Below are 14,666 nucleotides of genomic sequence, written 5' to 3' on the forward strand. Positions count from 1 at the left end.
ATGCATGATGGGGCAAAACGAAAGAAGATGGAAGTTAAACTTCCATCTTCTTTCTATCCTTATCTTATATTTATTTCGACTGATGGTTTACATCATTTCTATGCTCAATAATTTCAAGATTCTCATCTACAAAATAAGCACTTCCAAACCCGTTCACATAAGATCCTTTTACAGGCTGTAGGGCAATAAGAATAAAATCCTTCATTTCAGCAATGACGTCCACTACTTTTCCGTGATTTTCTTTAAGCTTAGCGACAACCGTGTTCCAGGTTTCAGAATCTCTCTCTATCTGGGAAGTTGCTGCCTCGATGGTGAGACGTTCACGGGCGTAAATCTGTTTGGTTGCAGATTCGTCTTCGATAAACATTACTGAAGTTTTTCTGCCGTCCGCAAGATTTTTGGTGTGTCTTGCCATAAAAGACACCAGAATATATAATGTATTGCCTACCTGTACAAAAGGTGCATAACTGGAATTAGGAGTTCCTTCCGCGTCTACTGTAGCCAAAATCAAACTTTTGGCACGTTCTATCAGTTCCTTTACTTTTGGAGCAACCGGCTTTGCCTTTCTATTGGCATCTTCCTGAGTATTTGTATGATTCATAGTATAAAATTTATCTGAACAAAAGTAGTTATTTATATTAAGACTAAATAATATTAAATCATGTATAATCTCATAAAATCTAACCCTGCCTGCCGTTTTTTTATCTTAATTATTAATTGTAATTTTGCATTTTATTATCAACTGAATTTAAACTTATTCATTACATATGAGTACTACAACACAATACATCCCTTACAAAGTAAAGGACATATCCCTAGCAGAATGGGGAAGAAAAGAAATTACCCTTGCCGAAGCAGAAATGCCAGGTTTGATGTCTATCCGTGAAGAATACGGACCATCTCAACCTTTAAAAGGCGCAAGAATTGCCGGATGCCTTCACATGACCATCCAAACAGCTGTGCTTATTGAGACATTGGTGGCTTTAGGAGCTGAAGTTACCTGGTCTTCTTGTAATATTTTCTCTACTCAGGATCACGCTGCCGCTGCTATTGCTGCTGCAGGAATTCCGGTTTATGCCTGGAAAGGTCTGAATGAAGAGGAATTTGACTGGTGTATTGAGCAGACTTTATTCTTCGGTGAAGACAGAAAACCACTGAATATGATCTTGGATGACGGTGGAGATTTAACGAACATGGTTTTCGATAAATACCCTGAATTCACAAAAGATATCAAAGGGCTTTCTGAAGAAACCACTACAGGTGTACACAGGTTGTATGAAAGAATGAAGAACGGAACTTTAGTAATGCCTGCTATCAACGTAAACGATTCTGTAACTAAATCTAAGTTCGACAACAAATATGGATGTAAAGAATCTGCAGTAGATGCTGTAAGAAGAGCTACAGACGTTATGCTTGCTGGAAAAAGAGTGGTCGTTTGCGGATACGGAGACGTAGGTAAAGGTACTGCTGCATCTTTCAGAGGAGCCGGTTCTATTGTTACCGTTACTGAAATTGACCCAATCTGTGCACTTCAGGCTGCCATGGACGGTTACGAAGTAAAAAGACTGGATACGGTTGTAGACAACGCTGATATCATCATCACCACTACAGGTAACTTCAACATTGTAAGAGGAGAGCATTTCCTTAAAATGAAAGATAAAGCGATCGTTTGTAACATCGGTCACTTCGACAATGAAATCGATATGGCTTGGTTAAACAAAAACTACGGTCATACAAAATCTGAAGTTAAACCTCAAGTAGACATCTACACATTAGAAGGCGGTAAAGAAGTTATCATCCTTGCTGAAGGTAGATTGGTAAATCTGGGTTGTGCAACAGGACATCCTAGTTTTGTAATGTCTAACTCTTTCTCTAACCAGACTTTGGCTCAGATTGAATTGTGGAACAATTCTGCTGCTTACAAAAATGAAGTTTATATGCTTCCAAAGCATTTAGATGAAAAAGTAGCAGCTTTACACCTTAAAAAATTAAGCGTTGAACTGGAAACTCTTTCTCCGGAACAGGCTGAATATATTGGTGTAGATGTAAAAGGGCCATTCAAGCCTGAGTATTACAGATATTAAGATGTATTTCAATCTATATACAATCCCATTATTTAATATAGTGGGATTTTTTTTGCAGCTATTTCCCGCTATCCACTCTTACTCCTCGCACAAAGCTAAGGCCAAGCAAGCTGTGGGGTAACCGCTACTATCGGGCTAATGAATTCCCAGTCGCTCAGTTATCCGTATTTTACCCATATTTTGGCACCATGAACTGTTAAGTTTAGAAAAAATGAATATATTTAGTCCCTTAAACAAAAACAGTTAATTAATGAAAAAACAAAGAGTATCAAATGCGTTCGTAGCCGCGTCTTGGGTAGCATTAGGAGCAGGAATGATAGGCTTCATCGTAGGGCTTGCCAGAGCAGAAATGCTTCTGAATGAAAAAGGGTATTACTTTACCATCCTTCTTTATGGCCTGTTTGCCGTAGTTTCTCTGCAAAAAGCTGTCCGTGACCGATTGGAAAATATCCCGGTAACAGATATTTATTATGGGATCTGCTGGTTTGCAACGCTGTCCTCCATTGTCTTATTGGCGATAGGACTTTGGAATGCCACTATACTTCCGAGTGAAAAAGGATTTTATGCATTTGCATTTCTCCTCGCTCTTTTTGGCGCTATTTCCGTTCAGAAAAATACACGGGACAATATGGCCCAGGAATAAATAAAAAAAACGCTCCAGTATTCGGAGCGTTTTTGTTTTATAATATTTTAGTTTATGAAAAAGAAGTCATTCACCTTACTTTCCATTATAAGAAAGACAGCAAATCCAATCATTATTCACAATTGACTATTTACAATTATATTACTTATCATATTGATTCGGGTGCTGAGCTTTAATATCATCAACTGTTCCCAGGACTTTATCTTTCAAAGAATCCTGATATTTCTGAAGATTTTCAGCGATCGCTTCATCTGCACTCCCGAGGATCTTTACAGCCAAAATCCCTGCATTCAAAGCTCCGTTTAAAGCTACCGTCGCCACAGGAATTCCACCCGGCATTTGAAGGATAGACAGTACAGAATCCCAACCATCAATAGAATTGCTTGACAAGATCGGAACACCAATCACCGGTAATGTGGTACAGCTGGCTACCATTCCCGGAAGGTGCGCTGCTCCTCCTGCTCCTGCAATGATCACTTTAAGGCCTCTTTCCTTAGCCGTTTTCGCATAGTCAAACATTCTCTCTGGTGTCCTGTGTGCCGAAACTACGGTCAGTTCGTATGGAATATCCAGGCTTTTCAAAAAATTTGCAGCCTGTTCCATGATCGGCAGATCGCTCTGGCTGCCCATTATAATTCCTACCATCTTCAATTTTTATTAGATTGTCAAAGATAAAAAATTAAAACCTGCCATTACAATATCTTATCCCATAAAAAATAAGCGGCACACGTATTTTGGCCTAAATTTTCCATCTGTATCACTATAAATCATAGCATCTGTATCCATGAGATAAGTCTTATTTAAGATATATTTGCTTTTATACCTATAGATTTGAAAGACTATAAGCTTACTTTTGCAGTATTAACTGTTGCCATTGTATGGGGAACTACCTTTTTGTCGATCCGGGTAGCAGTGGAAACTATTCCTGCATGGTTTGTAGCCGGGATCCGCCAGTTTCTGGCCGCCATTATTATGCTTCTCATTCTCCTGTACAGGAAAGAATTTAAATGGATTGGCTGGAAGGACCTGAAATACCAGCTCATTTTTTCGTCATTAATGCTGATTATTGCGAACGGAATGACAACGGTAGCCGAAGAAGAGGTTACCAGCAGCCTGACATCCCTGATCAGTGCCTGCTCACCTATTCTTGTTTTCATGGGAAGCCTGGCATTAGGGCTCCAGAAGTTCCATCCAAGAGCTTTTATCGGTGTCATCATGTGTTTCAGTGGGATTGTTTTCATATTTTGGGATGGCATTCATGACCTTAAAAACCCGGATTATGCCTTAGGCATTCTGTTTCTGTTTATTGCTATTGCAGGATGGGCTTCAGGAACAATCTTTACGAAAAAAATGAATATCCAGAGTGGCAATATTTTTCTGAATCTGTTTTACCAGTTTCTGTTTGCCGGGATTGTACAGATTATCTTTGCATTTCTGCTTTCAGACCATTATAATTTTGAAAACTGGAGCATAAAAAGTATCTCTGCGATGCTTTATCTGGCTGTTTTTGGTTCTGTAGCAGCATTTTTTGCCTTTCATTATGCATTAACAAAGGTGTCACCGGTGCAGATATCGATACTTGCCTATATCAACACCCTCATCTCCATATTTTTAAGCTGGCTGATTCTCAATGAGGACATCAGTGTTAAATTCATCATAGCGGCCGTACTGATTATACTGGGAGTATTTATCATTAATTATAATCCGCAAATGTTCAAAAAACAGAAAATAGAGCAATAACAAAATGCCGATATTCCAAATTAGTTGAGAAATAAAAAAATTCAGCATTACCGAAAACATAAAAATAAACCCATCGATATCTTTAAAAAATCAATTGTGTGGAACTCATATACAGAATTTTAAGACATCCTGAAATTCTGCTGATTTCTATTGAATATTGATTTCAGCAGTGTAATTTTTTTTCGCATTTAAATTGATATGAACCGGTAAATTTTATATTTTCCTTATTTTTCCCTATATTGTTTACACCAACACTGACAATATGCTTAAAAACACATTTTTTATTCTTCTTGCCTGCTCATTTCTCCTGATCAGCTGTGATTATAAGGAAAAAGAAAAAAATATTACAGAAAGAGAAAAACAGCTGTTCGAAAAAGAAAAAATATTCGCTCAAAAGGAATCTGAGTATCAATCACTTTTAAAAATGAGGGACAGTATTTTTGCAAAAAAAGATTCCGTTAAGATCGCTTTATGGCCGGAAAAGATTTCGGGCCCGTGGACAGGAAAAGTCATCTGTACAGAATCTAACTGTAGTGATTATGTGGTGGGTGACCAACGTACAGATACCTGGGAATTCGACAGTGATTCTATCCATCTGTCCGCAAAAATTATCAATAACAATAACCTGGTAAGGGTTTATTCCGGCAAATTTGAGAATAATGAAATCAGGCTTAATTTCAGGACAGATTCCACTTCTCAAAAAAAAGTAGAAATGAATGTCCTGCTTAATGATATTTCCGATACCAAGCTTAAAGGAACAAGAACCATTATTGCCGACAACGGCTGTACAGCCAAATTTTCCGTCGAATTGGTGCGCTCCACAAAATAAACACCTATGATTTTACTGAGTATACACAATCTGAGTTTTCCTATAGAAGATCCGGTCCTAAAATTCCTGTTGGTACTGATTATTATCCTTGCCGCTCCCCTGCTACTGAACAAAATCAAAGTTCCGCATCTGCTGGGCCTTATCATTGCCGGGGCAGTAATAGGACCAAATGGTTTTAATGTGCTGGCAAGGGACAGCAGCATTGTTGTAACGGGAACTACAGGTCTTCTTTATATCATGTTTCTTGCCGGATTAGAGATCGACATGGGCGATTTTAAAAAAAATAAGTGGAAAAGCCTTACTTTCGGAATTTACACATTTACTGTCCCGTTCGTTCTGGGATATCTTGGCGGTTACTATCTGCTGCATTTCTCTATACTGACCTCTATTCTTTTTGCCAGTCTTTTTTCCTCGCATACACTGATTGCCTATCCGTTAGTCAGTAAACTGGGAATTGCCAAAAATAAAGCGGTGAACATTACTGTTGGAGGAACTATGATTACCGATATTCTGGCGCTTTTGGTACTTGCCGTGATCGTAGGAATGTCACAGGGTGATGTAGGTACGGAATTTTGGCTTAAACTATCTGTTTCCTTTATTGTTTTTGCCTTGATTGTCCTGATTGTATTTCCGATCATAGGACGTTGGTTCTTCAAAAAGGTAGATGATAAGATTTCACAGTATATTTTTGTCCTTGTCATGATCTATCTGGCAGCGATGCTTGCTGAGCTTGCCGGAGTAGAAGCCATTATTGGGGCATTTTTTGCCGGACTTGCCCTAAACAGGCTCATTCCGCATACCTCATCTTTAATGAACAGAGTAGAATTTGTAGGAAATGCCATCTTCATTCCGTTCTTCCTGATCAGTGTAGGAATGCTGATCGACTTTAAAGTTTTCTTTAAAAGCTGGGAAACACTGGAAGTAGCGGGAATTATGCTTGTTGCATCCATTGGAGGGAAGTATATTTCAGCCGTAATGACACAGAAGACGTTCAGGCTGTCCAAAGAGGAAGGAAAGCTTATTTTCGGACTGAGTTCTGCTTCTGCAGCAGCAACATTAGCCTCTGTAATGGTAGGATACAATATTATTCTTTCTGAAACGGAGACCGGTGAGCCAGTAAGATTGCTGAATGAGCACGTATTGAATGGAAGTATTCTTCTGATCCTTATTTCCTGTACGATCTCTTCATTTATTTCAATGGCAAGCGCCCAAAAAATTGCAGAAAATGACAATGAAGATACGGTTTCCGGTAACAGTCATGAAGAGGAAAATATCCTTCTGGCTATTAACCACGAAGAAACTGTAGAAAGAATGGTGAATCTGGGTATTTTGATAAAGGCCCATTCCAATACAGAAAATCTGTTTGCTTTAAATGTTATTAATGAAGATAAAAATGAATCTTCAGTGAAAAATGCTGAAAAACTACTTCATCAGGCCACTGATGCCGCAGCAGCAGCTGACGTTAAAATTCAGGCTCTTAAAAGATATGACAATGATGTGATCAATGGGGTTAAAAATGTCATTAAGGAACAGAATATTACAGATCTTATCATCGGGCTGGAAGACGAGAAAGGTTTTTCCCCTTCTTTTGTTTACAATCTTTACAGCGGATATCTTCAGAATGATGATGTTAATGTATTGGTGTATCATGCAGCACAGCCACTCTCCACGATAAAAAAATATGCTGTGATGATCCCGGAAAATGCCCATAAGGAAGCAGGATTTTTCCATGCGCTTCTAAGGGTATGGAATATTGCAAGAAATTCCGGTGCCAGTGTAGTTTTTTATGCTCCGGAAAATATTCTGGATATTCTTCAGAAGATCGTTAAAAAAGCCAATATAGAAGCTGAATTTATCATTATGAGCACGTGGCAGGACGGTGAAAAAACAGCTGCAAAGCTAAAAGAAGATGAAGCACTGATTGTCCTGATGGCTAAACGCGGAATGAAGTCCTATATTCCCCGAATGAGGCTTATTCCGGAACTATTGAACAAATATTTAAATGATAATAATTATCTATTGATCTTCCCATTTTCAGAGTTTAATGAAAACAGCCCGGAAATACGGTCTGTAGGCAATCATGGTGATTTTGTGGAGATCGGCAATGTGATCCAGAAGATTTTTAAATGATAGGAATTAATTAAAAAATTACTGACGGCAAATAAAACAGTTTTACTTGCTCATGTTTTAATTTTCAAGGATAGTTCATGAAAATACGATGTGAGTATGAGGGAAAATGGAGATACAAAGAAGTATTGCTGGAAGATAATTCGAAAAAAAGATTTTTGAAAGGTAAATAAAAGTGATATTAAATAAAAAGCCGGAAGAAAAATCTTCCGGCTGTAGTTATCAAAGAGATATCTTTATTACATTACATACCAACGTCCACAAGCATTATGACACCCAAAATTATTTTCCGGGTCAAAGCCTGGAGATTGAAGACACGCTGACTGACTTGTATAATAGGGCTGTCCTGAACCCCACCATTGTGCACACTCCGGAGTAATTCCTCCTTTTACAGATTTTAAAGATTCTCTTGAAATTTTTTTTAAGTTTTTCATAGTAAATAATATTTGATGTTTATCCTACTTCTTTACTTTAGGATTCTTGTTATGAAAATACATGTTTTATTTTAATTTCAATATATTTTTTTATAAAAATCACATAAAAAAGTAAAATAATTTTATAACTAGACACAATTCACAGTCTAATGTAATATTCGGAAATATAACAAAGCATTGTAAATTATTAATGGTTGGGAATAAATGGGAAGGCTTTTAATATTCGATGAAGCGGATGGATTGGAATACATAAAAAGAGCTGCAATGATCTTACAGCTCTTTTATCTTTTATCTTTTATCTTAGGTTTTATTCAGCAATAACCCTTACCATGCTTTTCACCTTCACCAGCTTTTCCATCAGCTCTTCTCTGGAATCAGCAAGCACATTGATGTGTCCCATTTTTCTTCCAGGTTTGGTTTCGGTTTTTCCGTAGAGATGAATGTAGGTTTTCGGTAATTTGAGAACATCATCCATTCCTTCGTAGATCACTTTTCCGGCATGTCCTTCTGCTCCGACAAGGTTCAGCATTCCACTGTAGGTGAAAGCATCTGTGTCCGCCAGTGGCAGATTTTTAACAACGCGGTACATCTGCTCAAACTGGGAATTAGTATTTCCTTCCTGGCTTTGGTGACCTGAATTATGCAGCCTTGGAGCGGTTTCATTCACCCATACTTTTCCATTTTTATCCAGGAATAGTTCAATAGCAAAAAGTCCCGGCGAATTTACTGCATTCAGAAATTTCTCAGTAATAGAATCGATCTGCTTCTGGATATCATCGCTTAAAAATACAGGACAGATGTTGAAATCCAACAAATTTAATTTAGGATCTGCGACCATTTCGGTCACGGGGAAAGTTTTGGTTTCGCCATTTTCATTTCTTGCAACAATTACAGAAAGTTCTTTGTCGATGTCTACCAGTTTTTCAATCACAGAATCCTGTACCCAAAAATTTTTCATGTCTTCTGCTGTGCGGATTACCTGAACTCCTTTTCCATCATATCCTCCCGTATTCATTTTCTGCACAAATGGTAACATCATTTTAATTTCGTCAGAACTTCCGTCCATCACTTCAAATTCCGGACTTGGAATATCGTATTTTTTGTAGAATTCTTTCTGGAGGATTTTCTGCTGAATGGTTTTAATAATGGCAGCACTAGGAACTACTTTTACACCCTGCTTTTCAAGCTCGGCCAAAGCAGTGGCATTTACGTGCTCTATTTCGATGGTTACCAAGTCTTTATCTTTCCCGAAGTTCAGTACCGTATCATAATCATTGAAATTCCCCTGGGTAAAATGGGAGATACTGCTGCACGGTGCATCGGAAGCAGGGTCCAGTGTATAAAATTGGTCGTCGTATTTCAGGGCGCTTTGTATCAGCATTCTTCCGAGCTGTCCGCCTCCTAAAATTCCTATTTTCATTCTTACTTTTATTTTTCTATTAGATTTTTAATGGAAACCTTTTATTGAATTTTATCAATCTTTAAATATCCAAGCCCTATTGTATTTTCCTGATTCTCCACATCAGATTTCGTCAGGATAATGGAGTATTTTTCTTTCATTTTTTCCGGCAGAATATCATTGACATTGAAGATATCATCAATATCAACACCGTGCTTATCATCAATATGACTTACAGCTCCTTCAAAGCCCATCGTTGCATAAAATTCTGTTGCCTTTGCTCTTTTGATAATTTCTCCCATTGATTTTCCTACCATCAGGTGCTGTTCGTGAAATTCTTCAAAAAAACCTTTCTTGTATCCCCCTAAATTAAGGAAATACAACTGGTCTTCAGATGGCTGATCTGTTTTCTCAACGATCTTCACCTCGTATCCGTCTGCAAATTTCACTTCCTGATAACAGTCCACATGGATCTTTCCTTCTGCTTCTTTCCAGAAATCTTTCATATCGGGAACGAGATCTTTAAGATTTTCTGCGATCCCGAAAAAAACGTCATGCTGCTCGATATTCCTGCCTTTGGGCGTTGCACCGAGAATGATATAAAATAATTTCATTTCAGTTTTCATAGCTGCAAAAATACGTCAAATTTATCTTTTTTAAACGTTTGGCAGAGTACTACAATAGTTTTATATTTGTAGCATGTCAGAAATCATCATTCTGTTTCTCGGCGCAGTTTCCGCCGGTCTTTTGGGTTCACTTACAGGTTTGGGAGGAGGAGTTATCATTATTCCTTTATTGACGCTGGGTTTCGGTGTCCCGATGCATTATGCCATTGGTGCTTCTTTAATTTCTGTGATCGGTACATCTTCGGGTGCTGCGGTAGCTTTTGTTAAAGAAGGTTTTACGAATATGCGAATAGGCATGTTTCTGGAAATCGGTACCACTGCCGGAGCTATTATCGGAGCATTGGTTTCCGGAATGCTTAATCCAAATACCATCGGAATTATTTTCGCCAGTATCCTTTTATTGACAGTTATTATCAACCTTAAGGGAAAACCTGATCACCAGGAACCTTTGATAAAAGGAAGCCTTGAAGAAAAGCTGAAACTGTACGGAACATTTCCGGATAAAGGGGTTTTAAAGAGCTATTCTGCAAGAAATACGGTTTCGGGGTTCTTAATGATGTTGTTTGCCGGTGCCATGTCCGGGCTTTTAGGAATCGGTTCCGGCGCACTGAAGGTTCTGGCAATGGACAATATGATGAAGCTGCCGTTTAAGGTTTCCACGACCACGAGTAACTTTATGATCGGTGTAACGGCTGTGGCCAGTGCTCTGATTTACTTTCAAAGAGGCGAGATCATTCCTGTCATTGTGGCTCCGGTACTTATTGGTGTTGTAGTAGGAAGTTTTATAGGTTCAAAAACCCTGATGGTATCCAAAACGAAGAAACTAAAAGTATTTTTTGCGATTGTGATCACTATTTTATCAGTATATATGATGTATAACGGTATCAATAAAAGTTTCAGATAATGAGAAAGAATTTTACAGATGTGGACCTGAACCGTTCAGTAGGAAATCTTCTGAGACTTGGCGTTATTTTATCAGTCGCAACATCATTAATCGGTTTTATCAAACTTTTTATGGAAGGCTTTAAAATGCCTAAAAAATATACTTCCCTGGACATGGGTTCGTCATCTGAAAAGGTATGGACAATGTTTTGGAATTCTTTATGCAAAGGAGAAGGTATGGCCATTATCCAGCTGGGAATACTGCTGCTGATCTTTACGCCTCTGGTTAGGATTATTTTTGCACTGATAGGCTATTTAAAAGAAAAAGACTACGTGTATGTAGTCATTTCTTCAATAGTACTGGCTATTATGGCCATTAGTTTCTTTACCGGTTACGCTCACTAATTAATTTTACATTTCATAAAATTCCAGCGGCAGCTGGTCCGGATCCTGGGTAAAGAAAAATTCTTTTCCGGTGTATTCATCTATACGGATGTCTTCACAGGTAAGACCTTTGGCTATGAGCTCATTCCTTTTGATTCCGATATTTTCTACAGAGAACGCCAGATGCCTTAAACCACAGGATTCGGGGCGGGAAGGTCTTGGCGGCGGATCAGGAAATGAGAAGAGTTCAATAACGTAATGATCTCCGATCGCGAGATCAAGTTTATACGACTGCCTTTCTTCACGGTAAACTTCACGGATAATAGTAAGGTCTAAAACTTCAGTATAGAATTTCTTTGAAACTTCGTAGTCTGAGCATATAATGGCAATGTGATGGATCTTCATTTTACATGTTTTAATTCTTCTGTTCATATCCTCCATAAATTTCCGGAAATGAAAATCAGATTCGGTTTCTTCTTATTTTATTTCTCTGCAGTTTTCTTTTCTTCTGGTATCGATGATGTACTGAATTTTCCAGTCATTTTGCTGCTTAATCAATTGAAAGCTGTTCGCCCCGCAGTGTGAGAATTTACCTTTAAAGAAAAAAGAATAAGGGGTAAAAACGCTGGCAAGCCCACCATCTGTATGTACAGCATCAATGGCAATTCTTTCATCAAGGTCATCTTTTGAAAATTTGGAAACAGAGGCGATAAATTCCTGTACGTTTTCGTTTTTCACTGTTCCGTCTTTAGCAATGCTCTGGAGAATGGCTCCTTCTGCAAAAGCAGATTTCATCAGCTCTGGATCTGCATTTTTCATCCCTGAAAATAAATTACGGATCGGTTTTTCTATTTCCTGATTCTGCTGCCCGAAACAGAATGCACAGAAAACCAAAGTGAATGCAACAAATTTATTCATATGGGGGTTAATTAATCTGACACCATAAAAGTAGGAAAAATTATAATAAACCATTAAATTAACACAGCCTAAAAGTGAATTGATTTGAATTGTATAAAAAATAAACTATTTTTATCCGTTGATTAAATTTTATGTGGGGTATTTATTTGTCGTTAATCGGATTGCTTGTGCTTTTGACACTCTTGCCTAAAATTCAGAATTCCCATTGGATATTCAGGGTTCCGGAATTTGGCAAGATCCAGATCACATATATCGTTGTTATTACTTTTATTGTAGGTCTCCTGATTGATCATCCTCAGCACTTCTGGTATGGACAGGGTCTTTTACTCTTACTGTTTGTTCATCATGGTGTCACGCTTGTAAAATATACTCCGCTTTATCCTGTAAAAAAGCACAGGCAACAACATGAATCTTCTCAAAGGCTGCATTTTATTTCCGCCAATGTCTATCAGTTCAATAAGGAATATAGCCGATTTATCAGCCTTATTAAAAAGTACAAGCCCGAAGTCTTTATGACTATGGAAAGCAATGGAGATTGGGAACAGGCTATGAAGGTGCTTGAAAAAGATTATCCGTTCCAGCATAAAGTAACTCTTGAAAATACCTACGGAATGCATTTCTACTCTAAAATTGAGATCAAAAGTGCACAGACTCATTATTTTGTGGCTGATGATATTCCGAGTATTGAAGTACATCTAAAAACCGAAGATGGTTTTTCATTTGTATTTTTCGGAGTGCACCCGCCTCCGCCAAGTCCTACTGAAGAGGAAACATCAAAAGAAAGAGACGGTGATCTTTTAAGTGCAGCAAAACGGGTAAAGGATATTCATGAGCCGGTGATTGTTGTGGGAGACTTTAATAATGTAGCATGGTCAAAATCATCCATATTATTTAGAAAAACGAGCCATTTGATTGACCCCAGAATCGGGCGTTCCTTTGTGTCTACCTTTCACGCCAGATACCGCCTGTTGAGATTCCCTATCGATCTGATGTTCCACAGTGAGGATATTTTTATCAAAGAGCTTAAAACCCTGGAAAATTTCGGTTCAGACCACCTTCCGGTGTATTGTGAATTTTTCATAGACCATCATAATGATGAACAGGAAGAGCAGATTCAGGAAGCTACTCAGGAAGAGAAAGCGGAGGCAGAAGAAATGATACAGGAAGGAAAGGAAGAAGACGGCAACCGCGATGAAGTAGTAACGGAAGGATAAATACTTTTGACAAAACCGATAATTCATCTATGAAAAAAGAGACCATCATGTGACAGTCTCTTTCTTGTTTATATTGTATTCTAAAATATTAGAATAATTCTTTTCTGATAATGTTCTGGCTTCTTTCAGGACCTACAGAAACCAAATATACATTGATTCCCAAATACTCCTCAATAAACTCGATGTATTTCTGAGCGTTATCCGGAAGTTCGTCATAGCTTCTTACTTTTGTAAGATCTTCGTTCCATCCCGGTAAATCATGATAAATTGGCTCGTAGTTGTATAATTTCTCAGTTGAAGAAGTGAAATAATCGATAATTTTCCCGTCCTCAGTTTTATAATGGGTTACAATCTTTAAGTTTTCAATTCCTGTAAGAACGTCTAGCTTTGTGATAACAAGGTTATTGATTCCGTTGATCATACAAGCATGTTTTAAAGAAACAAGGTCTAACCAGCCTGTTCTTCTCGGTCTGCCGGTTGTAGCTCCAAATTCACCACCAATCTGTCTGATACTTTCTCCTAATTCGTTATCCAGTTCGGAGGGGAAAGGCCCGTTTCCTACTCTTGTACAATAGGCTTTGGCAACACCGATAAGGTTTTGAAGTGAAGTCGGTGGAACACCAGCTCCTGTACAAACACCTCCTGTAGACGGAGAAGATGAAGTTACGTACGGATATGTTCCAAAGTCGATATCCAGCATCAATGCCTGAGCTCCTTCGAATAAAACATTTTTACCGTCTCTGATCGCTTCATTCAGCTCAACTTCTGTGTCTACGATTCTGTCCTGAAGCTGTTTTCCGATGGCTAAAAATTCGTTATAAATTTCTTCTACATCAAGTGTCGGCTTTCCGTAATATTTTTCAAAAAGAGAGTTTTTAACTTTTAAGTTTTTCTCAATTTTGTCTCTTAAGATTTCAGGATTTAAAAGGTCTACCATTCTGATCCCAATTCTTGCGATCTTATCTTCGTAACATGGCCCGATTCCTTTTTTTGTAGTCCCGATCTGAGTTCCTCCATGTTCCTCTTCACGGTACGTATCCAAAAGAATGTGGTAAGGCATGATCACATGCGCTCTTCTGCTGATAAAAATGTGGTCAGTTCTCAAGCCTTTGCTTTCGATCTGGCCAACCTCTTTAATGAAAGATTTTGGGTTTACCACTACTCCATTAGCAATGATACACTTCCCTTTGCACTGCAGTACACCAGAAGGAAGAAGGTGAAGTACAAATTTTTCTTCGCCTACATAAACCGTGTGACCAGCGTTGTCTCCTCCTTGGAAACGAACAACATAATCCGATTTAGCCGATAAAACATCCGTGATTTTTCCTTTACCTTCATCTCCATACTGAAGACCTACAACTACGTAAGTTGACATATTTTACTTTT

General features: G+C 38.2%; 16 protein-coding genes. 8 read left to right on the forward strand and 8 right to left on the reverse strand.

Annotation, left to right across the window (positions count from 1 at the left end; genetic code table 11):
* Positions 1-70 precede the first annotated feature (70 nt).
* Entirely contained in the window at positions 71-601 is a 531-nt protein-coding gene (locus J2T03_RS15600; protein WP_306843811.1) for a pyridoxamine 5'-phosphate oxidase family protein, read from the reverse strand.
* A gap of 166 nt (positions 602-767) precedes the next feature.
* Between J2T03_RS15600 and ahcY the strand changes: the two genes are divergently transcribed.
* On the forward strand, positions 768-2,084 hold the full coding sequence (ahcY, locus tag J2T03_RS15605) for an adenosylhomocysteinase (RefSeq protein WP_306843810.1): 1,317 nt from the start codon (positions 768-770) through the stop codon (positions 2,082-2,084).
* Positions 2,085-2,334: 250 nt separating this feature from the next.
* A complete protein-coding gene (yiaA, locus tag J2T03_RS15610; RefSeq protein ID WP_034728978.1) occupies positions 2,335-2,727 on the forward strand; it encodes an inner membrane protein YiaA in 393 nt (130 codons plus the stop codon).
* A 141-nt stretch (positions 2,728-2,868) separates the two neighbouring features.
* Here the strand turns inward: yiaA and purE are convergent, their stop codons facing one another.
* Positions 2,869-3,372: a 5-(carboxyamino)imidazole ribonucleotide mutase gene (gene purE, locus J2T03_RS15615; protein WP_184158460.1), complete on the reverse strand. Its 504-nt coding sequence runs from the start codon at positions 3,370-3,372 to the stop codon at positions 2,869-2,871.
* 186 nt (positions 3,373-3,558) lie between these two features.
* On the opposite strand from purE, the gene J2T03_RS15620 reads away from it, so the two are divergent.
* The 3 genes from J2T03_RS15620 (at position 3,559) to J2T03_RS15630 (ending at position 7,426) form a co-directional block, all read left to right on the forward strand.
* A complete protein-coding gene (locus tag J2T03_RS15620) occupies positions 3,559-4,467 on the forward strand; it encodes a DMT family transporter (RefSeq protein WP_306843806.1) in 909 nt (302 codons plus the stop codon).
* A 262-nt stretch (positions 4,468-4,729) separates the two neighbouring features.
* A complete protein-coding gene (locus J2T03_RS15625; RefSeq protein ID WP_307212427.1) occupies positions 4,730-5,296 on the forward strand; it encodes a hypothetical protein in 567 nt (188 codons plus the stop codon).
* A gap of 6 nt (positions 5,297-5,302) precedes the next feature.
* Positions 5,303-7,426: a cation:proton antiporter gene (locus J2T03_RS15630; RefSeq protein WP_307212430.1), complete on the forward strand. Its 2,124-nt coding sequence runs from the start codon at positions 5,303-5,305 to the stop codon at positions 7,424-7,426.
* A 236-nt stretch (positions 7,427-7,662) separates the two neighbouring features.
* Here the strand turns inward: J2T03_RS15630 and J2T03_RS15635 are convergent, their stop codons facing one another.
* The 3 genes from J2T03_RS15635 to J2T03_RS15645 all read right to left on the reverse strand — a co-directional run bounded on the left by J2T03_RS15635 (position 7,663) and on the right by J2T03_RS15645 (position 9,870).
* On the reverse strand, positions 7,663-7,857 hold the full coding sequence (locus tag J2T03_RS15635; protein ID WP_306843801.1) for a bacteriocin-like protein: 195 nt from the start codon (positions 7,855-7,857) through the stop codon (positions 7,663-7,665).
* Between the two features lie 307 nt (positions 7,858-8,164).
* The gene (locus tag J2T03_RS15640) at positions 8,165-9,277 is read right to left on the reverse strand and encodes a 5-(carboxyamino)imidazole ribonucleotide synthase (RefSeq protein WP_307212432.1); all 1,113 of its coding nucleotides are present in this window, start codon (positions 9,275-9,277) and stop codon (positions 8,165-8,167) included.
* 41 nt (positions 9,278-9,318) lie between these two features.
* Positions 9,319-9,870: a DUF1543 domain-containing protein gene (locus tag J2T03_RS15645; protein ID WP_307212435.1), complete on the reverse strand. Its 552-nt coding sequence runs from the start codon at positions 9,868-9,870 to the stop codon at positions 9,319-9,321.
* Between the two features lie 85 nt (positions 9,871-9,955).
* On the opposite strand from J2T03_RS15645, the gene J2T03_RS15650 reads away from it, so the two are divergent.
* On the forward strand, positions 9,956-10,786 hold the full coding sequence (locus J2T03_RS15650) for a sulfite exporter TauE/SafE family protein (RefSeq protein ID WP_306843796.1): 831 nt from the start codon (positions 9,956-9,958) through the stop codon (positions 10,784-10,786).
* Positions 10,786-11,169 carry a DUF1634 domain-containing protein gene (locus J2T03_RS15655; protein ID WP_306843794.1) on the forward strand — a complete coding sequence of 128 codons (384 nt, stop codon included), beginning with the start codon at positions 10,786-10,788 and terminating at the stop codon, positions 11,167-11,169. The genes J2T03_RS15650 and J2T03_RS15655 overlap by 1 nt, the downstream gene beginning before the upstream one ends.
* A gap of 6 nt (positions 11,170-11,175) precedes the next feature.
* Here the strand turns inward: J2T03_RS15655 and gloA2 are convergent, their stop codons facing one another.
* Together gloA2 and J2T03_RS15665 are read right to left on the reverse strand one after the other, a co-directional pair.
* Entirely contained in the window at positions 11,176-11,553 is a 378-nt protein-coding gene (gene gloA2, locus J2T03_RS15660; RefSeq protein ID WP_307212437.1) for an SMU1112c/YaeR family gloxylase I-like metalloprotein, read from the reverse strand.
* Between the two features lie 72 nt (positions 11,554-11,625).
* Positions 11,626-12,066 (reverse strand): nuclear transport factor 2 family protein, encoded by a 441-nt coding sequence (locus J2T03_RS15665; protein ID WP_307212440.1) that lies wholly within the window; start codon positions 12,064-12,066, stop codon positions 11,626-11,628.
* Between the two features lie 167 nt (positions 12,067-12,233).
* On the opposite strand from J2T03_RS15665, the gene J2T03_RS15670 reads away from it, so the two are divergent.
* Entirely contained in the window at positions 12,234-13,280 is a 1,047-nt protein-coding gene (locus tag J2T03_RS15670) for an endonuclease/exonuclease/phosphatase family protein (RefSeq protein WP_306843791.1), read from the forward strand.
* 88 nt (positions 13,281-13,368) lie between these two features.
* Here the strand turns inward: J2T03_RS15670 and J2T03_RS15675 are convergent, their stop codons facing one another.
* The gene (locus tag J2T03_RS15675; protein ID WP_306843790.1) at positions 13,369-14,655 is read right to left on the reverse strand and encodes an adenylosuccinate synthase; all 1,287 of its coding nucleotides are present in this window, start codon (positions 14,653-14,655) and stop codon (positions 13,369-13,371) included.
* Positions 14,656-14,666 lie beyond the last annotated feature (11 nt).

The sequence above is a fragment of the Chryseobacterium lathyri genome (assembly GCF_030812195.1).
In the GTDB taxonomy this organism is placed as follows: Bacteria; Bacteroidota; Bacteroidia; order Flavobacteriales; family Weeksellaceae; genus Chryseobacterium; species Chryseobacterium lathyri_A.